This is a genomic window from Bradyrhizobium sp. WSM1253 (assembly GCF_000244935.1).
Taxonomy (GTDB): domain Bacteria; phylum Pseudomonadota; class Alphaproteobacteria; order Rhizobiales; family Xanthobacteraceae; genus Bradyrhizobium; species Bradyrhizobium canariense.
In genome coordinates this window covers 5,797,190-5,823,229 of the sequence record NZ_JH600073.1, presented here as the reverse complement: position 1 = coordinate 5,823,229, position 26,040 = coordinate 5,797,190, and the positions used below count along the sequence as shown (strand labels likewise).

At 57.3% G+C, this 26,040-nt stretch carries 15 protein-coding genes and 4 pseudogenes; 7 read left to right on the top strand and 12 right to left on the bottom strand.

What is annotated here, in order from left to right:
- The first annotated feature begins 79 nt into the window (after positions 1-79).
- Positions 80-1,381 (top strand): carbohydrate porin, encoded by a 1,302-nt coding sequence (locus BRA1253DRAFT_RS28660; RefSeq protein WP_245285982.1) that lies wholly within the window; start codon positions 80-82, stop codon positions 1,379-1,381.
- Between the two features lie 733 nt (positions 1,382-2,114).
- Here BRA1253DRAFT_RS28660 and BRA1253DRAFT_RS28655 read toward each other — a convergent pair.
- Positions 2,115-3,044, bottom strand: coding sequence for a TauD/TfdA family dioxygenase (locus tag BRA1253DRAFT_RS28655; RefSeq protein WP_007600153.1), 930 nt, complete (start codon positions 3,042-3,044; stop codon positions 2,115-2,117).
- A 715-nt stretch (positions 3,045-3,759) separates the two neighbouring features.
- Positions 3,760-4,161 carry a hypothetical protein gene (locus BRA1253DRAFT_RS46285; RefSeq protein WP_371261340.1) on the bottom strand — a complete coding sequence of 134 codons (402 nt, stop codon included), beginning with the start codon at positions 4,159-4,161 and terminating at the stop codon, positions 3,760-3,762.
- A gap of 1,059 nt (positions 4,162-5,220) precedes the next feature.
- On the opposite strand from BRA1253DRAFT_RS46285, the gene BRA1253DRAFT_RS28640 reads away from it, so the two are divergent.
- Positions 5,221-5,847 (top strand): FMN-binding negative transcriptional regulator, encoded by a 627-nt coding sequence (locus tag BRA1253DRAFT_RS28640; RefSeq protein ID WP_007600152.1) that lies wholly within the window; start codon positions 5,221-5,223, stop codon positions 5,845-5,847.
- A gap of 419 nt (positions 5,848-6,266) precedes the next feature.
- Here the strand turns inward: BRA1253DRAFT_RS28640 and BRA1253DRAFT_RS28635 are convergent, their stop codons facing one another.
- The 4 genes from BRA1253DRAFT_RS28635 to BRA1253DRAFT_RS45430 form a co-directional block, all read right to left on the bottom strand.
- On the bottom strand, positions 6,267-11,831 hold the full coding sequence (locus BRA1253DRAFT_RS28635; protein ID WP_007600145.1) for a trifunctional serine/threonine-protein kinase/ATP-binding protein/sensor histidine kinase: 5,565 nt from the start codon (positions 11,829-11,831) through the stop codon (positions 6,267-6,269).
- A 150-nt stretch (positions 11,832-11,981) separates the two neighbouring features.
- A complete protein-coding gene (locus BRA1253DRAFT_RS45440; RefSeq protein WP_007600143.1) occupies positions 11,982-12,305 on the bottom strand; it encodes a hypothetical protein in 324 nt (107 codons plus the stop codon).
- Entirely contained in the window at positions 12,302-12,601 is a 300-nt protein-coding gene (locus tag BRA1253DRAFT_RS45435; RefSeq protein ID WP_245285980.1) for a HipA domain-containing protein, read from the bottom strand. The genes BRA1253DRAFT_RS45440 and BRA1253DRAFT_RS45435 overlap by 4 nt, the downstream gene beginning before the upstream one ends.
- A gap of 126 nt (positions 12,602-12,727) precedes the next feature.
- The gene (locus tag BRA1253DRAFT_RS45430; protein ID WP_245286097.1) at positions 12,728-12,958 is read right to left on the bottom strand and encodes a HipA N-terminal domain-containing protein; all 231 of its coding nucleotides are present in this window, start codon (positions 12,956-12,958) and stop codon (positions 12,728-12,730) included.
- 1,713 nt (positions 12,959-14,671) lie between these two features.
- Here BRA1253DRAFT_RS45430 and BRA1253DRAFT_RS28625 point away from each other — a divergent pair.
- From BRA1253DRAFT_RS28625 to nolL, 5 genes are all read left to right on the top strand, one after another.
- The gene (locus BRA1253DRAFT_RS28625; RefSeq protein ID WP_007600142.1) at positions 14,672-15,355 is read left to right on the top strand and encodes a response regulator transcription factor; all 684 of its coding nucleotides are present in this window, start codon (positions 14,672-14,674) and stop codon (positions 15,353-15,355) included.
- An 84-nt stretch (positions 15,356-15,439) separates the two neighbouring features.
- Positions 15,440-15,829 carry a response regulator transcription factor gene (locus BRA1253DRAFT_RS28620; RefSeq protein WP_007600141.1) on the top strand — a complete coding sequence of 130 codons (390 nt, stop codon included), beginning with the start codon at positions 15,440-15,442 and terminating at the stop codon, positions 15,827-15,829.
- 552 nt (positions 15,830-16,381) lie between these two features.
- Positions 16,382-16,786: a hypothetical protein gene (locus BRA1253DRAFT_RS43800; RefSeq protein ID WP_157158632.1), complete on the top strand. Its 405-nt coding sequence runs from the start codon at positions 16,382-16,384 to the stop codon at positions 16,784-16,786.
- A 366-nt stretch (positions 16,787-17,152) separates the two neighbouring features.
- Positions 17,153-18,415 carry a diaminobutyrate--2-oxoglutarate transaminase gene (ectB, locus tag BRA1253DRAFT_RS28615; RefSeq protein WP_007600140.1) on the top strand — a complete coding sequence of 421 codons (1,263 nt, stop codon included), beginning with the start codon at positions 17,153-17,155 and terminating at the stop codon, positions 18,413-18,415.
- 1,309 nt (positions 18,416-19,724) lie between these two features.
- A complete protein-coding gene (nolL, locus tag BRA1253DRAFT_RS28610) occupies positions 19,725-20,846 on the top strand; it encodes a nodulation factor fucose acetyltransferase NolL (protein ID WP_371261339.1) in 1,122 nt (373 codons plus the stop codon).
- Between the two features lie 251 nt (positions 20,847-21,097).
- Here nolL and BRA1253DRAFT_RS41925 read toward each other — a convergent pair.
- The 6 genes and pseudogenes from BRA1253DRAFT_RS41925 to BRA1253DRAFT_RS42990 all read right to left on the bottom strand — a co-directional run bounded on the left by BRA1253DRAFT_RS41925 (position 21,098) and on the right by BRA1253DRAFT_RS42990 (position 25,225).
- Positions 21,098-21,873: pseudogene (locus BRA1253DRAFT_RS41925) on the bottom strand (aminotransferase class III-fold pyridoxal phosphate-dependent enzyme).
- Positions 21,870-22,386: pseudogene (gene bioD / locus BRA1253DRAFT_RS44600) on the bottom strand (ATP-dependent dethiobiotin synthetase BioD); the annotation flags it as partial. The pseudogenes bioD and BRA1253DRAFT_RS41925, both read right to left, overlap by 4 nt.
- 127 nt (positions 22,387-22,513) lie before the next feature.
- The gene (locus BRA1253DRAFT_RS28595) at positions 22,514-23,065 is read right to left on the bottom strand and encodes an aminotransferase class I/II-fold pyridoxal phosphate-dependent enzyme (RefSeq protein WP_198288342.1); all 552 of its coding nucleotides are present in this window, start codon (positions 23,063-23,065) and stop codon (positions 22,514-22,516) included.
- 77 nt (positions 23,066-23,142) lie between these two features.
- Positions 23,143-23,496: pseudogene (locus BRA1253DRAFT_RS41920) on the bottom strand (aspartate 1-decarboxylase).
- Between the two features lie 4 nt (positions 23,497-23,500).
- Positions 23,501-24,296, bottom strand: a pseudogene (gene bioB, locus BRA1253DRAFT_RS28590) (biotin synthase BioB); the annotation flags it as partial.
- Positions 24,297-24,805: 509 nt separating this feature from the next.
- Positions 24,806-25,225, bottom strand: a complete 420-nt coding sequence (locus BRA1253DRAFT_RS42990; protein ID WP_035994108.1) for a hypothetical protein — start codon at positions 25,223-25,225, stop codon at positions 24,806-24,808.
- Positions 25,226-26,040 lie beyond the last annotated feature (815 nt).

Below are 26,040 nucleotides of genomic sequence, written 5' to 3'. Positions count from 1 at the left end.
AAGCAGAACAATTTCGGATCCGGCCATCACATTCCGAAGCGGGCGGCCCAAGGGAGCAGCGCGCCTTTCTAGGAGCTCCTTGCCAAAAACAGCTTTGACCACAATTAAGCGCGACGTTGCCATGGAGACGGCCAAGAGCAGAATTGAAAAGCCGATCGACCCATTCGCAAAATTCGAGAAGCTTCGCGAAAGAGGTGGCGCTTTCACGGCTCCTGGTCCTGCGGACACGATAGATCAGGTTACAGCTTCTCTCAGATCCCAATTTTCGGATCTCGGGATTGGATTTGCTGGCTGGACGCTAAACACGTTTGTCGACAATGAACTCGGCAATGCCGCCAGAAGCACCATCGCCAATCAGCAATATGTCGGCCAGAATCCGACATTTAGTACGGTCAACTCTATGATCGTTACTTATGACCTCGCTCGGCTTGGAATTCCCGATGGTCAGATCGTGGTCGGAGCCGAGCATCAACACTGGACATGGCAGAGCGCTGGGCCAGATCGGCTGGGCCTCAATGCAGTTTCTTACTATCAAACGTTATTCGACAGAAGGATCGAACTCAAAGTGGGCTACCTCAGGAACCAACATGAGTTTGCGGGCGCTGGAGACAAAGTGTTCGGACCCTCATCGAAAATGCTGTTCCAAGCTGGCATGAGCAACAATTGGGCGCCAACGCCGGCTCTTAATCTGAAGTACAATTTTGATGATCGCCTATATAACAAGCTCTCAATCCAGCGCTCGGTCAGTCCAGCAGGACAATATGCGCATGTAAGCGAGAATCCCACCGGCTTGAACTGGAGCACGCGCGACGCAGGCATTCTTTTGCTTGATGAGCTTTCCTACAGGAACAAGCCTACTCCGGGTGTAATGGAGACTTGGCTGCGGGCTGGCGCGGGCTTCAACAACAGCCGCTACACGGACCTGCAGCATCCGACAGAAGCGACGACCAAGGCCAACAGCGTCTACTATGTAGGTGCGGACAGGCAATTCTGGCAGTCTGCCGTCCACGGCTCGGCATCTCGCGGAGTCTATGGCGGGCTCTCTGCAATGTATGCTCCGCCTGACCTAAATAGAGCTAGTCAATACTACGAGATTCGCCTTTATACGAAGGGCCTATTGGACAGCCGGCCCACAGATCAGATGAGTCTTGTTGTCAGCAATACCATCTGGAGCCATGTCGCGGTGGACGCTGCACTGGCAAAAGAACAGCTGGCGCACCGTGACAGTACTGCTATTTCAGGACTGTACACGGCGCATCTGGCGCCGGGGATATATACAACCGTAGGACTGACCTACATCAATCACCCGACAAGCATTACCTACACACCCCAAACCGGACACGCCCTGAATATGTTAGTATCTACGTCGGTATTCTTCTAAGGGCTCAGGACTGGGCGTGAATTCACCGGCATGTAGTCGAAATCACAATCGTTCCCTTTCAACGGCTTGGGCCGGTCATCGCGGCGTTTTGCTATCTCTGTGCTCCTGGCGCGAGGCCGGGTACCGCGTGAATTTAGGCATGTCCAAGGTAGCCTGCTGTTGGGAATGGTAGCTTGGAGCCTTTGCTGATTCGGTCTACGAGCGATAGACCGGCGCCGTATCGCGCAAAAGTCGTATCCTCTTGCGGAGCGACATTGTTTCACGTTAGCTGCTCCTGCAGCTCGTCAGACTCGCGTCCGAGCTCTTACTCTGCCATGACAACGCCGAAATCGTGCCCTCGGAGATTCCCGCGACGAGACTTGGTAAGTGGAACCGCGACACAGATGCCAAAATTCAGCCAGCTCCGGCAATCGCGCTCTGTCTGTCCGACGGTCGTGCCGTCGTCCGAAAGGCGATGCGCAAGATCGGCGGAAACGCACCCCCTTCCGTGGGAAAGTCAACCGGACGCGGCCGGATGACTCGCGCCACTCGGCGGCGAATAATTTTCGGCCGGACGAGATGAGCTTGAGCATCTTACTTCAGCAAGTAGGTCGCCTCCCGCGTCTGCGCGCGCGTTAGCTCCTCCCATCCAATTGCGCGTGGCGTTCTGCTCGGCTTAACTTCTCTTCGCAAACATCTATTCGCGCGAACATGCGACAAGGCCAGTGCAATTATGTGAATTTGCCGCGCACTGCTAGGCAACTTTCGTGGACGGGTGCTTCGTCATCTTGAGGCGCGTCACACTGCATCGACCATCGACACTGACGGGCGCGTCACCATCGAGTGTGGCACGATGAACGACGCGATGCTGGTCACCGTAATCGTTAAGGGCATAATGCTGTGTTGCGCGATTGTCCCAAATCGCGACATCGCCTTCTTTCCAGGTCCAGCGCACGGTATTTTCGGGCGCCGTGATATAGGACTGGAATAGTTGAAACAGCTTCTGGCTGTCGCGTTTTGGGATATCAATAAACCTTTGCACCAGATCGCCGAGCACCAGCGCACGCTCGCCGGTCTCGGGATGTACACGGACCACCGGATGCTCCGTCTCATAGATTGTTTTGGTAAAGACCTCATCAAAATGCTTCTGATCGATGTCGCGAACACGGCAGGTCCCGGCGTAGTCGAAGGCGTTGCTGTGAACGGTCCAGAGTTCGTCGGCAAGCCGTTGGAGCGGCCGCGGCAGATCGAGGTAGGCCGCCACAGCATTCGACCAAATCGTATCGCCGCCGGACGATGGGATCACAATAGCTCGCAGCACCGCAGCTTTGGGATAAGCCGCTAGAAAGGTTCCATCGGTGTGCCATACATCGGCTCGGCTACCTCCACGCGCGGAATCAAGCTCGAGGATCGAGGTCGTTCCATTGATCGTACCGAGTGTGGGATGCGGCACCAGCTTTCCCAAACAAGCGGCAAAGCGCTCCTGCTCCGCGTCATCAAGATGCCGCTGATCGCGGAAGAAGATCACTTTGTGTTCGAGCAGCAGGCTATTGATTGCAGCGACGGTTTGGCTCGGCAAATCACCCGAAAGTTTGATATCTCTGATTTCAACACCGATGCGCGCGGCGCGCTTGACGATGTCGGTCGCTGGAATGACACGCTCGGTCGAAGCCGTTTCTTTCATTGCAATTTTTTCCAAGTTTTGCGGATTGTTCAAGCAGACGAGGGTGCATCTCACTCGCTTTCGATGACGAACCTCGCGCTGCGGGTACTCTTGAGCAAGCACCATGCCAGTCGGACACGAGCTGTGAACGTCAGGTTGATGATCCGAACAGCTTGCCAGGAGCTCGATGGCACCTCCAATCCGCTTGCAATCCGAACCCGCAAATACACCAGAGGTGAAAACTCTGAGGCTAGCGCCCCGGTTCGGGGCGAAAGGCACGCAACACCGAGAGGAATTGTACCGCTCGGTACCCGAACAGAAACGCGCCATACGGCCTTCGTGCAACTTTGAGCAGCGAGCCGTGCGTGCCGTTCTCGTCCAGTATGGCACCTGCCCAACTGTTTGCAGCAATCGGCCAAATACGGGCCGCGTCTGCGAACGAGCCATCACCGGCTCTGAAGGTGTCCGGGACCTGCCCTCGCCGCGATCACTACCGGCTTCATCCGCTGGAAATGGAAGAGGAATAGATGACCTTGGAAGAGACCCAAACGATTGAACTACTGTTTCATCCAGGCGAAAGCCATTGACCCGCGGCACTGGGATCGCGATGTTCTCGATGCACCGACGTCCGAGGGCGGTGAGGCAGATGCTCGGCATTGTCCCGGTGGCTTTGCCTAAGACGGCAAAGATATGTCCACTACCGGTCGTTATAGGTGTTTCAATGTTGTCGAAGTAATTACCCTCGACGAGTGCTTGCCCAGATGATCCAGCAACCACTGCATGGAAAACTCCGCAGCTGTGTTGCGCATTCGTGTTGTGGGAAGTAATTGTTAACGAGATGGATAATGGCCTGCGCACCGTCAATGTGCGGCGCCCGCCCCGAGATCTCATGAAAATAGTTATTTGCGATAGTGATCGTCTCCGGGACACCAAGAAACAGGAGGTTCCAATAGTATTTCCCGTTAGAATAGGAGGAATAGACATCGCTGCCATCGAAGTCGTTCCAGGAAAGCGTAATATTCGTCGTGGGGAAAAAGCCGCCGACAATCATCTGACGCCCGATATTGTGAAATCGGTTGTGATCGATCCACACCAGGTTGGCTCGTGCAATTGCAATAGCATCACCGGCAAATATCACGCCTTCATTGATATCACTGATGGTCAGGTTGCGAATAACGACGTTGCTGACCCCACCCCTTCACTTTGATTGTAGCGGCCGAGCCAATGCCGATCACCGTTTTGTTTGAGCCAATTTCCAGGGGGCGCTTGCCGGCCCTGTCGAATGCGACCGACGTCTTCTCCTTGCCATCGCAATGCGCGTCGTTTCCATCGATAAGAAGAAGGGACTCATGCTTGTAAGGTGCCGAACAGGCACGGCCGTATTGGGACCCCTGCCCTTCGCCTCGCCCCTCCGTACCGGTAAAGTCTATGGTTCCGATTACCTGGATCTCGCGCGAACTATCGTCATTGCACTGGCCGAAGCTGTACCACCGACATAACTCATAATTCAGAGCCTGGTTGATCTGACTTGAACTATCTCGCCTCCCAACCCGCCCGTCGCTGCAGAGCCAAAGCCCATGATGGCCTCCGATCGCACATCGTTCGGTCCGAGGAGGGACGAGACGCCGAGGACGGCAGCAAGTCCGCAGAGCACGCGCAACGAACGCTTGATGTGCTCCATCGTGTGTTTCATGGGCATATGATGCTCTCTCTTACCTCCGCAATTCCGCACGACAACCTGAATTTTCGAGCCGAAATGCTGAACTAGACGGGGCCATCAGCATGCGGCGTTAACGCCATTAGATCGTCGTCAATAAGGCAGGCTGGTAACATCGGAAGCATGCTAAACAACGGTCGAGGTGTGCAGCCGCAGGCACCGTGCCAGATGGAATCGACCTGGGTAGCCATTGAGCGGCTCACGACTGATGAAAACAGCGGTCGATGCTTCGAGAACGCGGTCAGAATGAAAGAACATCTTATCCCACGTTTCACCGTAACGCGCACGGCTCGAAGGCAACGGCGGGACCAGTGCAACCGCGCTCTTTGATTTGCGCCTTCGACGCTTGATGGGCTAGCTGCCCTAAGGCCCTGGAATGCAACTATCAAACCTGGCTGTTCCTGTGATCCCGAATGAGGCGTACCGCAGTTCAAATCATGAGACGCCCGGCTTCCGTCGGGCTGTCTGGGAGCTTCACTGATGTACACGCCGTCCTGCTTCCAAGTTCTCGATATCGCCGGCCTTCAACAAACAATGCGCGAGGCACGGACAGCGACACTGGTCACCGCCACTCACGAGGGGCTTGTTGGAACGTTGCTGCCCGTAGTACTCGACGAGAGCGCAGGCTCGATGGGCACGATTTACGCGCACGTGGCGCGTGCTAATCCGCAGTGGAAGCTGACACCAACCGGAGAGGCGATGGCAATTTTCGCTGGGGCGGAGGCCTATATCAGCCCTTCATGGTACGTGACCAAGCACGAGAGAGGCGAGGCCGTACCAACGTGGAACTATGTCGCTGTGCATGCCTACGGACAAGTTGAGTTCTTCGAGGATTCCGATCGGCTCCGCGAGGTAGTCACGCGGCTGACCGATGTACATGAGCGCTCAAGCAAAGACCGCTGGGCGGTCTCGGACGCACCTGCCGATTTCATCAAAGCGGAGCTCGAGGGGATTATCGGCCTGCGATTGCAAATTACACGGCTAGATGGTTCACGGAAGATGAGCCAGAACCGCAATGCCGCGGATCGCGCCGGCGTCATCGAGGGCTTATCCAAGAGCAACCGTGAGGAAGACCGTCGTGCGGCTCACCTCATTCCGAAAGGATGACGAACCCGAGCGAGGTGTTGTAAACGAACCGGTGTCACGTGGACTTCCTCCACTTCCTCGACTGCTGTCCTTCTGCACAACCACGCGCGGGCGGCGGGTTTCTGCTCGCGGCAGGTGCTTTACACAGCACAGGAACGCGCGGCGTCCGCGAGCGGCACCGCGAACGCCCAAGCCGCTAGGCCAACTCCAGCTTTTATGGCGTGCAAGTCTCAAGAGATTTGCAAGGAGCCCTCCAAGCGTCTGGAATCTGACATTGCGGTCAGATTGCAGACTCTCTGACACTTCACGACAATCTGCGGTCGCGCACACTCCCGACGGGCAGCAAGAAACGCGAATGTCTCACATTTGCAAGGTCGCGCAGCTCACTTCTGTCACAATGATCGGGGCTCCCGGACCACCTGCTCGACCTCGAATTCGGCCTAAGACGTCCAAGAGACCTGTTTCGCCTGCTCGACGCCCTCCGGCGCAACGGGTATGCTGAACTGAAAGAAGGCCCCGTGAGGATCATTGGCGCCCGCCCAGATCCGGCCCCCATGCGCCTCAATAATGGAATGGCAAATGGCCAGCCCCATGCCCATGCCTTCTGACTTGGTGGTGTAGAACGCCTCGAACATACGGTCTGCGCTGTTTGGATCGAGTCCTGGACCTGTATCCCGAAAGCTGACCAATACATTATTCGAGCCATCTGTGCGCGTCGTGATCAGTAATTCGCGTTCGCCTTCGTTGATCTCGCTCATAGCCTCGATGGCATTCGTGATCAGATTGAGAATCACCTGCCGTACCTGAACGCGATCTGCCCGAACGAGCGGCAAAGCCTCAGGCCTTCGGGTTTGCACCCACACGTCATTTTGTGCAAGTTCCGCGCGGACTAGGGCCAACACCTCTAAGATCAATTCGTCAATTGCAAGAAGCTCGGTTTGCATGGGCGCTTTGTTCATAAGAGCGCGGATCCGACGGATCACGTTTCCTGCGCGCATACTGTCACGAACAATCAAACCGAAGGTCTGCCGAACCTCTTCCAGATTTGGCGGTTGAGCACCGAGCCAATTTAGCCCCGCCCCCGCATTACTGCTGATCGCGGCAATCGGCTGGTTCACCTCATGCGCGATCGAGGCGGCCAGATGTCCCATTGTCGTGATCCGATTGGCATGTGCAAGGCCCATCAGAGTCTCGCGATAGCGCCGTTCGCTTTCGCGGGCCTCCGCTTCCGCTCTCTTTCGTTCTGTCAGGTCCAGGACGAAGCCAACACCTTGGTCCTCTCGCGCATCGAACACGGCGAGGCCAACGAGCACTGGCACGCGACTGCCATCCTTCCGAACATACTCTTTCTCGAACTGCTGAACAGCTCCGGTCCTTTTTGCTTCTGTGTGAGCATCCATTGTGCGCTCGTGCCATTCTGGAGGCGTCAGATCGAGACCGTTCACTCGGCCTGCGAGGAGATCTTTTTGCTCGTATCCAACCATCGTGAGGAAGGCTTGATTTGCTTCGATGATCTCGCCCCCTTCGTGAATGATAAAGATTCCGATGATGTTAGCGTCGAGCAAGCGCCGGATTTTCGCCTCCCGTTGCTGAACTTCGCTGTACAACCGGCTGTTTTCGAGCGCTGTTGCAGCTTGAGAGGCAAGCATTTTCTGCATTGATGTTCGGGCAGCCGAGAATATGCGCGGGGCGAGATTATTCTCCAGATAAAGTACGCCGATCAGCTTGCCCTGCGTGATGAGTGGCAGGCAAAGAATAGAACGCGCTTTGCGCTCGCGGATATAAGGATCTTCGGCAAATGAAGGCTGGACGACAGCGTCTTCGAGAACCACGTTTTCGCGGACACGTAGCACGAAATGCAGCACGGATTCGGGAAGAGCCATCGGAGTTACGGGCTGTTCATCCACCTTTATAACGAGCGCATCTGCTACCGTTTTGCCTTCCGCTTCGATCCGTGGCTCGTCGCCATGCAGCAGAATCAACACACCTCTTTCGGCGCCGGCCTGCTCAATGGTAGTCCGCATAAGCTTGTCAATTAGCTTCTGAAGCACAATCTCGCCGGAAATCGCCTGCGACACTTTGATCACCGTCGCCAGATCAAGTTGCTCAACCGGAGCTCCGATCGTCATGCCATTCACGGCAAGCGGGGGCTCCTGATGCATGAGATGCGGATGCAGCTCCTCGAGTTGACGCACCTTACCATCCGCTCCCCAACGAAGGTAGCCGCGCCGCGCGTCCTGCAGGTAAACCCGGGAGATCCTGGCAAAACCGCGTGCAGCATAAAAGCGCGCTGCAAGTTCACAAGCGATCCCCTCGTGGTGGGGGAAACCGTTACGTCCTGCGGTTTGGATTGAGTGTTCGTACAGTCGCATTGCGTCTGCATCCCGGCATTCTAACCTCGCAATTTCAGCGCCGACCAAGGCAGCCCGATTCTCGAAGTTGTCGGGGCAATTCGTCGCCCATGTCTGCAGTTGCCTGTAATGAGCATCAATGACATCTCGGTGTGGCTGTTGTTCGCCTTCGCCCAGCCTGTCGCAATAACACGAGTGGGACAGCGCACCATAAAAGTGAAACTCCGCGGTCAAGGGCTCTGTTGGTATGGTCCATAGTTTGGGCTCGGCCTTCGAGCGAGCCTCAACAGCCGCAGCATAATCGCCGGATAGGAAGCGCGCCTGAAGTTTGCGGATCCAGTAAACGGTTTCGCTAGGTGACTCCGGACTTCCTGCCAACGATCGTTCAACGTCTAGCTCGTCAAATTGTTGGTCGTCGAAGCAACCGAGCGAGCGCGTGAGGCCGCGCATGGTTCTGACGATTGCGAGCTGAGCGGCTACCGCCTCAGCAGCAAATTGTACCTTTCTGTTCCGGATCGTAGCAGCGCTTTTCTCTAACTCGTTCTGTACCTCTTTCAGGTGATCTCCGGCCATCATCATACTTCCGGTTAGATGGACCGAACTGTACGCCTCATAGATGACATCACCGCTACTGACCGCGGCTTCGAGGGCTCGCCGGATCAAAACTCGGCCGTCTCTAAGCGGCTTCATCCACGGGATCACGGTGGCTCCGACGGCCAAATAGACGTGAGCCCGAAAACGAGAGAACTCGCCGCGATCAGCCAGATCGCAAGCAAGACGACCAAATTTATCGGCCGCTTGGTAGTCACCGAAGCGTCCGGCCGAGATTCGGCCTAACCATGCGTAATGGGCGCAGGAAGCATCAGTGTTGCCGTATTCGAGGCTGATGCTGACCGCTCGGCAGATCACTAAAGCGGATAAATTGGCGTCTGTGAAACCTGCAGCCGGAAGAATCCGCGTCAACACGGCGAGCGTGGCAAGCTTGGCCTGGTCTGTCATTCGAGGCAAACCAGCAAGATCCTCGATTGCGTCGGGCAGCTGTGACCACATCCGCTGATATTCGGCCAGCATTTCATGGTCCGTCGGACGCTGCGACCACTCGATCCCGACGTCGCGAAGATATTCGAGACCTATGAGCACTGCCCGGCCGTGCTGACCCAGCGTCAAGTAAATATCGACCCGCAAACATGCGACCGTTGCTCGTTGTGGCCCGTTCAAAGCTCGCTTCGACAGTGCGGACAAGAGACGCTCTGCAATCTCCAGCTGGCCTACCAAGAATTCGCATTCGGCCCGGCTGGTCTCGAGTGCGAACGCGAGCTCGCGGCGCCTTTGCCAAAAATTGGGCGCGAGCAGCGCAGCACCGACGGTGAAATATGCTAGCGCCGAGGCGTAGGCCGCCGAGGCCTTGGCACGCTGCCCTGCGATCAAGTTCAACTCGGCGAGCTGCTCTCGCTCCTGACCGGAAGCGATGAGCGCGACGCCTCGATTGAGCTGACTGACAATGTCGAAGATGGCCTCTTCGCGTTTGTGCGCAGGGATGTGTGCCGCGAGCATCCGACCGATCCGCAGATGGGAAGGAGCGCGCGAGGATTCCGGCATCAGCAAGTAGGCCGCCTCTTGAACGCGATCGTGGACAAAGCGGTAGGCTGTCCCATGCCGCACGATCAGTTCCTGCCGGATTGCCGGCCACACGGTCGCGTGCACTTGCTCCTCTGGAATTTCGAGCACAATCGCAAGCTCCGCCGTCCCGGCGATGTTGCCGAAACAGGCCAGCTGTTGCAGCGCTTCCTGCGTTTCCTTGGGCAGCCGGATGAGCTTGCCGAGCATCAGATCGACGACGTTCTCGGTGTACGCTTTTGCGTGAATTCGCTGCAGATCCCAACGCCAGCGCGCCGACACGTGATCGAACGTCAACAGCTGCTCTCCGGCTAGTTCAGACAAGAATTGAACGGCGAAGAACGGATTGCCCATCGTCTTCTGATGCACCAACTTCGCAAGCGGGGCAGCGCGTTTTGGTCCGCAGCGAAGGGTATGCGCGACCAACTGCCCGACGTCGTCTGCGCTGAGCGGCGATAGCGTGATCTCCTGTAGATTTAGGCCGGCTCTCCCGATGGACTCGAGCTTGCGTTTGAGCGGATGATCTGCATCAACTTCGTTGCTGCGGTAAGCTCCAATAAGCAGCAGGTGCAGATCCGGCTGGGTCAGCAGATCCTCGATCAGGTCGAGTGTTGCGGCGTCATACCACTGCAAATCATCGAGGAAGAGCACCAATGGATGGGTTCGCCGGGCGAACACGCCAATAAAGCGACGAAACACGAGCTGGAAACGGATTTGCGCTTGGCGGGCTGGAAGCTCAGCAACCGCGGGCTGCTCGCCGATAACAAGGCTCAAATCGGGGATCAATTCGACCATCAGCCGTCCATTCCCACCGAGCGCCTCCCGGAACGCCTGCCGCCAAGTCGCGAGTTCGCCCTCACTTTTGCTGAGAAGAGGACGCACAAGGCTCTGAAAGGTCTGCACTAGTGTCGCATATGGCACATCGCGCTTCACTTGGTCGAATTTGCCTGATACCAAGAGCCCGCGATAGGGCACGAGTACTTTGTGTAGCTCCTGGACGAGCGAAGACTTACCGATGCCGGAATAACCGGCAACCAGCACCAACCTCGGCGCGCCGCTCTTCACCGCTCGATCGAAAGAGCCAAGCAAGGTCTCGATCTCGCGGGCTCTCCCATAGAGCTTCTCGGGGACGATCAACCGATCAGGTGTGTCGTCTGCGCCAAGTTCAAAAGGCTCGATGCGACCATGGTTGGCCCATGCTGCCAGACAGTGTTGCAGATCGTGTTCAAGGCCAGCGGCAGTCTGGTAGCGTTCCTCGGCGGTTTTCGCGAGGAGTTTCATCGCAATTTGAGAGATTGGCTCAGGGACATTTTGCGATTTCTCGAGGGGCGGTGTTGCTTTTCTTGCAATATGACAATGAATCCACTCCAACGGGTCTGAGCCCGTGAACGGCAGCGCGCCGGTCAGCATCTGGTAGAATATCACCCCAAGTGAATAGAGATCACTGCGAGAGTCGACCGAGCGATTCATTCGTCCGGTCTGCTCGGGCGCCATGTAGGGCAGCGAGCCGGCGATGAACTCGGCAGGCTCAAGCGGCACCCGCTCGCGGGAAAGCCGGGACGCCAGCCCGAATCCGGTGAGTCGCACTTGTTCGTCAGGACAATTGACCAGAATGTGACCGGGTTTCAGGTCCTTGTGGATTAAGCCGCGGCGGTGGAGCTTGCCCACGGACCTCGTGACACCAATAGCAAGGCGCAGGAAGCGCTGAGGCTCCATGCCGACTCCAACTAAGTTTAGCAGCGGCTCGCCGCATGGATCCTCCAGGACCAGCATGGTACGACCAGCTTCCCGGATGAGTTCCAGAGGCCGCACCGCCCATGCCTCATCTAGCTCCTCTCTCAGCTCATACTCGTGGGCGAGGCACTCGATCGTGGCGGGGTGTTCCCCGGTGGGCCGCACGAGAAGCACGACAGCCTTGCTGCCGTTGATTTGCCGCCACGCACGGCAGAACACACGACCTCCGTCCCTCCACAGGGGCTGGATGTCGTTGTCGAGATTTGAGCCGAACACATTTCGGCTGGGAGGGGCGCGCGGCATTTGCCTGACCAGACTAAGAAGACGCGCGCCAAATCTGACACATAAGAGGCGCCATTGTGAAGGAACTTCACAAAATTCGCTGCAGGGTCCGGATCATGGCCGCCAAAGAGAGCCCGCAGCAAGCACAATATAACGGACGCAAGCTGTATGTTAGAGCCCGATCGTGTCGATCGAGCGCAGCCCTGCGCGCAGCTCGAGCCCGGGCGGCGGCTCCGGACTACGCAGCGCGCCGGCGCGGAAGGAGTCCTTCGCGATAGAGCGACTCAAGCCAAAGGCTTCCCACGCCAAGGACAGCGGCTCGATTGACGTGTGGCCGAAAATGCCGCCACTAACAATGAAGTTGTTTGGCACGTCTACTTTGAAGAGGAACAACTCGCCCGGCTGGAGCGCCCGAAACTGCGTGGTGCCGCTGGGTTGCCACGAAAAGGTTAAAGATAGCTGGAATACTGGGCCGCCCTCTGATTCGTATTTCAAGGCGGCGGCACGGACAAAGCCTGGCAGCAATCCTCTTGAGGCAAATGTAGGGGACGGTTGTCGCCGGTCCAGCGGCGATCGAACCTCTCAACCACGAGCACACGGTTGCCTTCAAACTCCTCGATCGCGATGGCGGCGCTCGGAAGTCCGAGAGCTGCTGTCAGCTGGCAGAAGAACTCATTCTCGACGCTGTAGGAAAGATTGAGGCCGTTCGGTAGTCGGTCAATCCGCGGTTTGAGAATGTGCGTCGTGGCTGTAGTCGCCAGCGGATTGTACCAACGCCCTTTCCAGAACAAGAGCGCGGTCTTTTCCTGGGCGCCGGCGATCGAGATCCGAAAGTCCTCGTCCTCACCAAGCTCAAGGAGAGCCGATGCAAAGGTCGCCGAGAAGCCGGGCGATTCTCGTCGTCAACGGGTCTGCCGTCAACAGCCCCGGCAGCGCCCGGGTTCGATGCCGTCCGGCAGGAATTGCAATGGGCCGACGCAGTCCCGTCCGACACCAGTGAGTAGGTCGTAAGCGTCGATGCCCTGAGCGTGGACTCGCTCCGCCATACGATGGCGGATGGGCATGCTGTCGGGCAGGAGATTGTCGGAAACGGCGACGACAGCGGCACCGATATAGCGGTCCCTCACGCAGAGCAGAAATAGCGACACGGGCAGCGCATGCTCCCAGGCAAGCCAGGACGGATCGTACTGAAAGTCGATTGCGCCGACGAATGGTGTTCTGCAATGCGCGTTCACCGGCTTCGGATGAGGAGAGCACAAGGTTCGCTTTGTGGGCAATCTCGGATCGGCACATACTTTGATCCGTCATCTCCTCGACGAAGATGGGTGCGCTGCCTAAAACCCAGCAACGCTCCTTACAAGCTGGGTTCCAGCGATCCCTTCTTCGATAGCCCTTTCGAACGGAGACGGCTGCGATCCTGAACGACGTGTTCCTTGCCTTGACCAAGGCCGGCCACCAGCCTTGGATTGGCGAACAACCCCGCAATGTCAGCATGACAGTGGGCCGTTAAGACGATCTCGTTCACGCTCGACCACCCGGGGCTAGGACGCAGGCCAACGGACGACTCCAAACACCGCATGAAGCTTCCGAAACCCTCCGACTGGAGATCCCGGCCACTGGAGAACAGCGGAACGCCTTCTCGTCCCAGTCGCGCTGCGACAGATCTAACTTGCCAACTACGAACTCCACCTAGTCGGCTCGAGAGATGCTAACTCGATCAATCTACAAGACATGTACAACGTGACCCTACGTACGATTCAAGCCTTTCCCGTCTGTGTGAAGTAGCAGGGAGTCACCATCTACTTTGGCTGCTAAACGAGTCTCAGTTTTGCCACGCGGGTCGCATCATCTGGGACACCATCACCACGGATGTACTGGCGATGTGGGGCGAACCCGGCACACTTCTTCTCAAAGGAGTGCGCCGGGCCGCCTTAATGAGTTGCGTCGGAAGATTGATGAGCTAGTGGGCGGTTGGCGGCTGCTCCAAGCGGACCGCTCGAGCCAGTTTCAGCCCTATACTGCGGCATTGAGGAGCTAAGCTTCGAATCAGCGTGCTCGATACGCACCTATGGTGCCCGCCAATCCCGCGAATGCGCCCTCTCCATTTGAATTACACACATCATCCTCGGATACGAGCAGCGAAGCAATCGGCAGGACGCACGAACGTGGGCGCCCCCGCAGCTCGAGATGATTACATTTCCTACAAAGCACGACCGAAAGGACTTGAATCGCACCATGCGTCAGGTTGTACGAAACCGATGCAAGGTGCTTTCCCAAGCTCGCTAAAGACGCAACTCACAGGCGCTCTGACGACGCAAAAAAAGAATTTATGTGCTGATGCCGCTGCTACTCGTTCTGATGTCCATTTTCTTTACTGCGGGTGCGATAGTCTACGCCTCATGCCGATCTCAACAACGCCGGCGGGATCGGCGCATGCACAGGCACATTGGCCCCAATTCGCTCAGCTCGCGCCCCCGCGTGCAGCTACCCAGGCGGCGGGCATTTTGATCCGGCCGCTTAACGAGAGTCCGCCGACGCCTCATGCGCCTGAACGGGGATGCCAAGCGGCATCCGCCGCCAGCTAGCGAGCGCCTCAACTTGGCTGCTGATTGATTTGATCAATGCCGCCGGGCCGTTCCAACGGGATGGCGGACAGACGGAAGCCAGTTCTCGACCACTCGGGCCCTTTTTGCTAGACTTTCGTGATAATGTCTTACGCACGCAAACGGCTGGCCGTTCGCATACCTGGAAGATCTCAGAGATTTGCACTGCGCGAAAGCTCCTGAGAAGGCCGCCACGAGCAACCTTTGGTCGTGGCTCCACGGAACTTCTACCACGATTGCAAAAGTGAGGCTTTTATCGTGACCACGCGCTCTGAACCGCGGAAGCAAGCCGCAACTGTCGAAGGGCCGGAGGTGAGACCGAGCGTGTTGGTCGTCGACGACGACCTCTCAATGCGCGAATCGCTCGTCAACCTATTTCGTTCGATCGGTCTAGACGTTGTTGCTTTCGGATCGGCCCAAGAACTGCTCCAGAGCGAGCTTCCTGATGTTCCCAGCTGCCTTGTGCTTGATATCAGACTGCCGGGCTTGAGCGGGCTGGAGCTCCAGATTGAATTAGCCAAACTGAAGGTTCACATTCCCATTATTTTCATCACCGCTCATGGCGATATTCCGATGACCGTCAAAGCGATGAAGAATGGAGCAATCGATTTTCTCGGCAAGCCGTTTCGCGATCAGGAACTGCTCGATGGAGTGGTCGCAGCGATCGAACAGGATCGCAAGAGACGAGCTATAGACAAGGTTGTCACGAAGCTGCAGTCCTTGTTCGAGGCTCTAAGTCCACGAGAGCAGGATGTCTTGAGACTGGTCGCCACGGGCCTCTTGAACAAACAGGTAGCCGCGGAACTCGGGCTTGCCGAGATTACAGTCAAAATCTACCGGGGGCACGTGATGAAGAAGATGGGTGCTCGATCACTAGCCGATTTGATTAGAATGGCGGAGAGGCTGGGAATTGGGACTGACCGTTTCAGAGTACAAACCTAAGTATGATTTTACAATTTCTTCGTACACGCGCACCCTTCAGCTGGCCGCCATGCTTCGGCCAGTGCCTTCGCCCAACCAGGACGGGTGGTCTTGTCTAACACTATTTCCGTTGTCGACGATGATCCTTCAATTCGTGTCGCGCTGAACAACCTCTTGAAATCACAGGGCCACATCGTTCATACGTTTGCTTCGGCCGAGGAATTCCTGGAGTCGTCTCAATTGAACAGCACGTCCTGTGTAATTGCAGACGTGCAGATGCCCACGATGAGCGGCTTTGAACTTTTAGAACAGATGCGGGCCCAAGGCCACGCTGCGCCATTCATTTTGATTACTGCCTTCGCGGATGATCGCACGCGAGCCCGCGCTTTGAGCGCCGGCGTGACCGGCTTTTTCGCTAAACCGTTTCCCGCTCTGGAGTTGATGGCCTGCGTCGATGAAGTACTCCGCGAGCACCGTCCCGGAACAAACGCCTGAAAGCGGGGCAAGCAATCTGGACCAAGCCGCGCCCGCGCGGCGCTCACGATGTCGATCAACGCGCGATTGCTCGTGCTTACCCCGCGCCAGTGGCGACCATCACCTTTTGATGTAGCCGCACTCCTGTCGCTGTTGTCGCACTTTCGACGTCTGGTTGAAGCACTTGCTAGTCCGGGCCCCTGACAACATGCCTCCCGTATGATCGCGTAATCCGACGAGGCCGAAGCGCTCGTCGCGTTAATCTCGGCCGCGAGCAGGACCCGATCCGCACCGTCCGCGGCGCCGGTTACGCGCTGGATGATCGGTTTGCCAAGGCGGAGCAGGTCTAGGAGATTTGCGGTGTGATGTTGGCAGACGTGATCTAGCGGGCTGCGGCCGCAATCTCCGAGGTCGTCCCGGCGAAGGCCGGGACCCATAACCACCGAACGTGGTTTGGCAAAGACTCGGAGTGACCCTTTCGCACGACAATTCCGCGCTCGGAGTACTGGTCCCGGCCCCCGTGCGCAAGTGCGCACTAGGCCGGGACGACATTGAACGCAGGAGCGCGCGATCTTGAGTGCGACAACCATTGCTGAGTTCGGCGCGAAAGTGCCACGGATCCGGCCGCCGAGTTTGGGGGAAAAGGAGGCGGCGATCGCGGCCAACATCACGGAGTTTGTCAGACGTTCGCTGCGGAATTCCGAGAAGCCGCAAAGACGTATGTTGGCAGATCGAATGTTGGCGGATCGAACGGTTTGCACCGCCAGATCCGCTAAATTCGGTTCGATCCCAGCAACTCTTCGGACTGAAGCACCGGAAGCTTACGCATCCGTTGGAATGGCAACACAAGTGCCGCTGGCAGATTCGATCTCAAGCCATGCCTTTGCTGCCGAATCCATCCACGCCGACGACTGCCCGGCGATTGTGTCGACCAAGCGCAAGGCCAAAACCGGTCGGGCGGCGGGCGTGTCCTTCTAGCCCCTGAGACCGTGGCCTGAGCATGTCGCTTCCGGCTCGCGGTATCCTGACGCAAGGTACCGCACGCATGCGCAACGTCTTCCCGCGCGGCTAGGTAAACCTGTTCGCGAAAGATGACTTAACACGGGGGCCGTCGCTGGATGGGGACGAAGCTACTAGAGATGGTAGCTTTGTTCCGCCTGGTTCTCAGGTAACCCGTTGGAGCTGATTTTTAGATGCGCTACGCGCAACCCAAACGATGCCGAGAGGCGCGGAACCCGCGGTCATGGCCTGCCAGTCCTGCACGATGTTGGCCCGCGTTGTTTCATCGGGCAGATTGTCTGGTCGACGCGACGACCGCATGGTTGGAGTACACAGGGGAGCCGAATGAAGACAATTGAAACGCTAGAGTCCAATGTGCGTGCGTACTCACGTTCCTTTCCTGCTGTCTTCAATGGGGCGCGCGGTTCAATTATGTTCACAGAGGGCGGCCGAAAGGTCATAGACTTTCTGTCTGGCGCTGGAACGCTAAACTATGGCCACAACAATCAGCAGATCAAAGCAGCAATCAGCGACTATCTGGAGTCGGACGGGGTCGTCCACGGCTTGGACATGGCCACTCCAGCAAAAATCGAATTCATGGAGACCTTTAGCTCTGTTATTCTTCGGGAACGGAATCTTTCCTATCGCTTTCAATTCACCGGGCCTACAGGAGCTAACGCCGTTGAAGCAGCTCTAAAGCTCTCGCGTAAAATCACAGGGCGTCACAACGTCATTTCTTTCACGAACGGATATCACGGCCAAAGCTTGGGAGCCACAGCCGCGAGCGGTAACCGCTTTTACCGTAAAGCCAGCGGGATTCCCTTATCCGGCACAACTTTCATGCCCTATGATGGGTATCTTGGCTCCTCGTACAGTCCGGCGGATTACGTTCGAAAGGTGTTAATGGACGAGAGCAGTGGTACTGATCTTCCAGCCGCCATTCTCGTCGAAACCGTGCAAGGAGAGGGAGGCATTAACGTCGCCGGCAAGGAATGGCTGCAGTCAATGCAGGCTTTGGCAAAAGAGGTCGGAGCTATTTTCATAGTCGACGATATCCAAATGGCCTGTGGTCGCACAGGTGAGTTCTTCAGCTTCGAGTTCGCTGCGTTGTCGCCAGACATTGTCGTGATGTCGAAATCGCTCAGTGGTTACGGCTTGCCATTGTCGATGCTCTTGATCAAGGAAGCGATCGACGCATGGGAACCAGGCGAGCATACGGGAACATTTCGCGGAAACAACCTTGCACTCGTTTCTGGCAAGGCGGCATTGGATCTGTATTGGCGCAACCAGACGTTCTCGCAACAGATCCAACGCTTGGGTGCATTTATGCGGCGTCGACTCGATGCTATCGCGCATCAGCACGGAAACGAGTTTGCCGTTCGTGGACGCGGCATGGTATGCGGCTTCGATTGCAAAACGAGCGAGATCGCAGAGGCGACGTCACGGAGAGCATTTGTGAAGGGATTGATTATCGAGCGATGCGGACCGACGGATCAGGTTGTCAAGTTCTTGCCTGCACTTACGATCGCCGAAGAAACGTTGGAACAAGGGCTCGATATATTCGAGGAGTCATTGACTGAAACCTTGAAGTTGGCCCGACCAAGCTAACTTGCCGGCACACGAGAGACACTGGTCCTAGCGACAGCACCGCCGCCAACGACACTGGCGTGGGTCCTTGCTTCGCGCCGAAACGGTCAGGGGTTGTGAGGCAATAATGTGGAGCTAACGCCTGAACGCCAGCGCTGTTTGTGATCCGCTGAGTCCCTGGTGCGCGAAGAACGCCTTGCTCCCTGCTTGGTCCGCAACACGCGAGTGTGGAGCCCCCTAGGTCCGCCAAAGGCGACCTCGTTGGCGGAGGGGAGTCGAATGGTGTAGTAGGCCTTCAAAGTGCTGCGCGAAGAGTTATTGAATGACGATCGCATCTAAGCCAGACCACAAGTGAGGAGAGTCCGCCCGCCGCTGCGATCTACCGCCTCATCCCCAGGCCAAGCTCAGCTGATATTGATCGAGAAGCCTGCCTCGGCGACGTCGCGCACGCGCATCTGACCGTGCTCTTTCACGCACTCCTGCGTTAGATCTGGCCTCCTTGAGCATTAGGTCATGTTGCTCGAACGCAGTTGGTCATCCGCCCAAGTACGATCAACCAGGCCTCCCCCGGATGCACATAAGCGACGAGCTTCAGCTAGAGATGGTACTCCACACGCGCAGCCCGTTTCACGCCTGGCCTTGATGAGCACGTGTCCATCACACCGGTGCGGACTTTGTCAGGACCGTAGACATTCCGCAGCTGCAATCCAGCCGAGCCGTTTACACTATAAATGCGGCAGCAATCACTGCGGCGGCGGCTTTCAACAAAAGTCGTCACGGCAAGCGCGGTTCAGGCGTGAGTTGCACGAAGCCGAACGAGCAGCTCAATTCAAAAAGCGTTGGTCCTCGGCTTTTGCTCCACAACTCGGAGCACCGATATCCGTGTGCCCCGCAGCCCGATGCCATAGCCCCAAGTTGGCGTGATCGAGTTCAGCTATCAGACGCCCCGTTAGCTTGATCACCCCGGCGTCGACGGGACCAAATGTCGACTATGCTGGGCGAACCGAAGAAGCCCGACGCATCTGCCGGGTCCGAGATGCGTCGGGCTGAGTGGGAGACTGAGTGCGACAGTCTTACTCCCAGAGCCGCGTCTGCAACTAGTATGCCGTGCCCGCACTGCTAGCCCAGCATCTCAAACCAAATATCGGCTCTCTGCCGCACAGTTTGCTGAGGCGTACAGAGACGCTCGGCCCACGGCTAGTTCCTCAAGGCCTAACCAGTTGAGTTTATTGCCCTTCCGAAAACTCCCACCATCACCTTTCGTCTGAACCAAAAATGAGGCAGAAGAAGCGGACAACGGGCCTTCGGCTCATCAACAACAGATATCTAGATGTTTGATAGATTGCAACGGGTGACTGGAATAATGGCCCCGAGCTCGCGCACGACCGGGGCAAGCGATCGAGATCTGAGCTTAGATTTCGCGAAAGGTGCGCTCATTGTCTTGGTAATCGTTGGGCACCTGATCCAGTATGTCATCTATCGAGACGGCGGCTTTTGGTATTCGCCGTACTACAAAGCAATCTATATGTTTCACATGCCACTCTTTATGGCCATAAGCGGCTATCTTTCTTCTCGATCGTTGCTGCAGAAGTCGTTCACTCAGGCCGCCATCGCCCGTGCGACGCAGCTCTTACTGCCCATGCTGTTTTGGTGGGCGCTCATGGAGACAGCTAAGTCAGCGGCATTGTGGCGCGCGACCAGCCTAACTACCGGACTTTTGGAATTTGTAGTCGATCTTGCTGGCACATACTGGTTCATCTGGGCCACGTTTGTTTCTTACCTTCTCATCAAGATACTCACCAGGCTGAGCCACCGATCGTTGGTCATATCTGGCTCAGCGATACTGATTGCACTCGCTCCTCTGACGTTCTCCATATCACCCTTGATCAGGTTCACTTACCCGTTCTTCTGCTTGGGATTCTTGTTTGCTCAATCGAACGAACGATGGACGACTACATCGCGATGTCACAAGCCGCTCTTGATTTTATTTCTCTCGGTCTTGACTTGCGTATGTTTTCTAGCCTGGGGCAAGGACACTTATGTCTACAATAATCTTGGACTGATTCACGATTTTCGGTCGGCCAAAGACGTGCTTCTGATGTTTGTTGGCGCTGCAGCTGCCTCAGCAATCGCCATCGAACTCTTGCTGCAATGCTGGCGCTTTAGTCACTCAACCCGAATCGCCCGCTTTATAGCTATGGAGTTGGGCCAGACCACGCTGCTGCTCTACCTTGTCCAGGGTACCGTGTTCCGTCTAATGGATTTCATACAGCTCGGAGAACTTTGGGATCTTACGACCCGGTTGATCATCGCGGGTCTGCTCGGGGCCGCAATTGTTGCGATCGCGCTAGTGGTCCGCTCGACTGTTCGCGGCGTTCCATATCTGTCTCAGCTCGTGCTTGGAATGCCACCGCGGTCAGGTCTCCCGCGAGCCAAACCCGCAATGAACTAGCTGTATGCATTTGATCGTCCGAGTACGGCAGGATGTTGCGATCGCATCGCCTTGTGCTGCCGCCGGAATAGGGTTCGAAGCCCGATCGGGCGGCGTCGGCGTCCACCGGCCGAGCCGGTCGGCATAGAGTAACCTAACATGCGAGTAACCATCGTCCATTTCGGCACCTTATGGCAAGGCACTCACTCTCAACTCGTTCCGGAAGCCGACGACAACTCAGACTCCCTAGTCTTGCGGAGCCGCACGCGTCTTCAGGCCAGCGCATCGGCAGCGTCATAGACGCCCGCATATATTTCGTGCAGGTCTCCTGGTGTTACACAATATGGCGGCATCACATAGATCGTATTACCGAGTGGGCGCAGCAAGAGATTGCGCACTTTAAAGAAGGCGTGAAGCTTCGGGCCGACGCCTGCGAATGGCCGGTATCCTTCGTCTTCAGATCGAGTGCACTGTGACGGTGCCGCTACGGCGAACGTTTGCAAAGCGCGGATCGCCGCGGAATGGTTCAATTGCCTGCTCTTGCATGGTTGCGAGCGCAGCAATGCGTCTGACTTGTCTTTCCACAGTTCCAGGTTAGCCTTGGCGGCGGCACAGGCCAGCGGATTTGCCGTGGACGAACTCGAGCGAAGGAATGTGCGTGTACGGTCTTTCGAGTAATGAGCATCGAAAATTCCTATGTTCAAGGGCGACTTCAAGCGGCTGAGCCACTGTCCGAGTAGAACACATGGTCCAAGCCTTGGGGTACGAGTTTCAAAAGGAGCCGAGCGACCTCCTCGGCCGGATCATGCGTGTAGCCGGCGAAAATGACTCGCTTCAATTTGCCGGCCTGCTCGTGAATCGCGCTCACGATCTGCGGATGGCAATGGCCGTGAGTGACGACCCCACCAGGATGCGACTGCATCTATGATTCGATGATCATCCGCAGTGTGGAGATAAGCACCGTCGCTACGCACAACCTTGGTCATCTCTTGTGAAGCGCATGCTGCGCGAATGGATGCCAGATTGGCCACCGGTTGTTTGGCTTCATGGCTGGAAGTCGCTGGAAATGAGCGAGTCTTTGAAGACGACCCGTAGGCTGTCTGCCGTTAGAGGAGAAATCCAGGGCAGCCGGCCTAACCAACGCACCCGCGCGATGTTACAAATTGCGCTTTCAGTTTCAGCATTTCTTTCCCCCGATAATGCGATCCCAAGAATGTCGATCTGGCGCTTTCGCAATGCCTCAATCGGCAGCAGGGAGTGATTGATGGTCCCGAGTAGCGTGCGGGCGCGGAGCACGACGGGAAGCCGCCCCCCCTCGAAGATGTCGATGTAGAGTGGGCTACGGTTCAGCGGCACCATCAGCCCGCCGGCGCCTTCGATGACGAGCGGTCGCTCCCCCGCCTGCGGCCCGGTGAGCGAATCCGGGGTCGATGCGAATTCCGTCTATCTCGGCCGAATGATGCGGGGAAGCGGGTATTTTAAGGCGGTAACGCTCCGGAACGATCCGATCGGCCGGAAGACCGCTCAGCCGTGCGACCAGCTGGCTATCGGTCTCCCCTTCAAAACGATTCTCGCCAACGATATGGGGCAGGATCTGCGAATTCGCAGGACCTCTCTCGCCTCGCACAGCCATCTCCCGATGCGTGAACGCGACCAGCTTCGTCAGCCGTTCTTCGCTCCGGCTCCTCCTACAGGATCAACAGAGACTCCCGCAAGGCCACCGCCATCACCAGCGACCGAGCGGTCGCGAAGATGAACGGGCGACAGCGATTGATCGTGCGCAGCACGCCAGAGGCGGTGACAAGCGCGCCGGAAGTTCCCAGCGCCTTACCGCAGGTATGAACAACGAGGAGATTCTCGCGTCCTTCATAGGCCGCCGTGAGCCCTCGCCCTTGCTCGCCGTAAACGCCCGTTGCATGAGCTTCGTCGACAACCATGAACGAATCGTGCAGGTGCGCGATCCCGAGCAGGTCTCCAAGCGGGGCGACTTCGCCATCCATGCTGTAGAGGCTCTCGACTACGATCCAGACCCGCCCGGCTCCTGCGGCGGGGCGCCAGTCGCAAATTGCGCTTTCGATAGCCTGCGGATTGTTATGGGCACTGATTCGAAACGCTGCTCGGCCCGTTCGCGCTCCTTCATGAATACTGGCGTGAACCAGCGAATCAAGGACGAGCAGGTCGTCTTGTTGCGACAGCCTTGTCAGCACAGCAACATACCCGCAATGACGGAATTCATTCATCACTCGCTGAGCAACGACGGACGGCGCAAAAACTCCCAACTGGCCGGACAGGGTCTTCCCGCGTTTGCTTGTTGGGTTCAAACTTGCAGGATGGGATTTTCTCGATCAACCGGCACAATGCGCGGCCTGACGATGCTCGCATCCTCCTCGTCAAGTGACGCGTATGCAACGATACTTGTCTTATCTGCGGGCATCGCCAGTCGCGCCGCCGCACCGTTTACGTCTACGGTGCCGGACCCTTGTGGCGCTTCTGTCACAAACGTTGCAAAGCGTGTTCCCGTCTCGAGGTTGTACAGTTCGACGCGAACGTTAATCGGGTACCGGCCGCGTCCAGCAGCGCGCGATCAATCGAGATCGAGCCTTCATAGTGCAGGTCGGATTCAGTGACCGAGGCGCAATGATATCGTTCCCTTCATCAGGACAATCTGCATTTCTTTACCTACGCTGATGGCTTGCGCGCGGCACGCCCATTGTTCTGGATGACTTAAGCGGGTCAGACATAATACCGAGCCGGGCTAGCACACTTGCATCCCGGTCAACTTGCGGATTTTTGGTCGTCAGCAACACATCGCCGACAAAGATGGAATTCGCACCAGCCAAGAAGCATAGGGCCTGGAGTTCATCAGTCATGTACTGACGCCCGGCGGCCAACCGTATGACGCCGTTGGGCATCATGCTCCGCGCGGTCGCCACCAGGCGCACCGGTGCAATCGGATCCGGACGCTCCGCCGTGAACCTCACCGGCACGCCATTCACCTCGTTCCAGAGCTTGATCCGGATGCTTTCCGGATGGTTCGGAAGATTGGCGAGCAGTAGCAGCATGCCGAAACGCTGCTCGACGTGGTCACCGATGCCAATAATTCCGCCGCAGCAGATCTTGATGCCCGCCTGGCGCACGGGCGTAAGAGTGTCGATTCGCTCTTGCAAGGTCCGGGTCGTGATGATGCTGCGGTAGAACTCAGGCGAGGTGTCCACGTTGTGATTGTAGAAATCGGGGCCGGCGTCGGCGAGCCGTGCGGCGTGCTTTGGCGTGAGCATGCCGAGCATTACGCACGTCTCCATGCCACAATCTTTAACGGCGGCAATCATATCGCAGACCTGATCGAGGTCGGGTCCTTTGGATTGCGCCAGGCGCGGCCACGCAGAAGCGGGTCGCCCCGGCGGCCTTGGCCCGTTGCGCGGCGGCGACCACGTCAGACCGATCCATCAAGCGAGCCGCCTTCAGTCCAGTGGATACAAACACCCACATGCGCAGCTCCGGAAACTACACTCTTGCCCGCTATTGAAGGAGAAATATCGCCGAGTTGCGCGGGCCATCGCGCGCATATCAGGCTAATAGCCGGCCCGCCTTCCAGGATTTCATCGCAGCATCGAGGCACGCGCAACAACGCTGCCCGACGCGCCTCACCCAGGTCACTAGCCGATGCGTACGTAGTTGCGCCCCGTAGGTCCTTTACTGATGCGAGGATTTGGCCGCCCGCAATGTGTACCGGATCGACCGATCCGCTCTAATTCGTCACCTGGCCGATTCCTCGCTGGCGTTGTTATGCGCGTCACATTGCGTACAATAGACAAGCCGATTCTGCGGCGTGCCTTGCCGCTTTGAGAAGCGCAGCGGCCTTTGGTGCGCAGAGTGGTGCCCGCGGGCCCTTGGCGGGCCTGTGGCCGCCTAGGCTCCAGCGCCACTGCGCTCTCGATTACGTGCCGCCGCTCGACTTGGCATCGATGCGGCCGGATCCGTTAAGACATGGCACTCATCTGCGCAAACAGAATTGCCGCATCAGACGGCCCCAGCCCGACGATGCCCACGAAGGCTGACGGAGGCATCGGAATGACCTGACGGGTCGGCCTCCAGAGATGCAGGCAATAGCGACTGTTGTTCACATACTGTGACTGAGGAGGATGCAGCTGCATCACGCATTCCTCCTGATGCCAAAACAGATCTTTGGCGAGACACATCTCCTCCCAATTTGGAGATCGCCGTGGCGTCGACACAGAGACATGCTCCCATCCCGGACGAACGAAGCCGATGATCTTGAGCTGACAGCCACAAGGCCCCTGCACGAAGAAGAGACCGGAAGGACCAGATCCGGGTGCGGTGGCGAACTGGCCATCGCGCACGCGTCCCGCTTCGAGCCTTTCTACAATTTGCTTCCTCACACCTCCTCCCTCTTTTGACCGAATCCGGCACCACGCGTGTTGTCCGACTCATACATCGACCGGCCGCCGCGCCGGCATGGGCAATCCCAACTACTGCGGACCATCTGCACCGAACTTAGTTGGAAGACGAACATCGGCTTTGTCCGGATCGTCCAGCGGAGAGTTTCTCCTGCAGTTTATCTTTCGACATCTGATCTTTCCTTGGATTTTCTCGTCATTCGTGCCTTCGTTGCGAACTTGCCTCATGCAGACAATCGGCACAGACATCTACGATGGTTGTCGCGGCGAGCCGGGCCTGCAGGAGCTGCTGCCGCCCCTTCGCCTAAACAAGTCCGCAAGGTATGGCGTTGGGCTAACCGTGCTTGATGCCAGAACCGACTGAAATGCCTCAGAGCAACAATGGCGGCGGAGGCCATTTGGCGCGGCATGATCCGGCGAACCGGCTAGTTTGGCACCAAACAAACGTCATCGGCTTTCAGAATGCAAAGCGACGCCAATGTATCGCCAGCTCGTCAACGAGAGGCTTTGCTCTTGCGCCGATCTGACGGTGGGCTTTCATCTCAGTCCTTTTCATGTCGAGCGGTTAGCCGGCTCACCGCCTGACACCGTCAATGCGTCATATATGTGGCCGGTCACAATGGATCCACGGCCAGGGAACGCGTGACGAAGTTTCGCAGTTCAGCCCTAGAGGGCCTCGAGCTCCAACACGGCGAGACTTCGGTGGCCGCAGTCACAGTTCGCTCCGGTAGCGATCAGAACTGCCCGTCAAGCTCGCTTCTTTTCCGCCCCTCCGCGAGGCGAGCCAGCTTGTCATA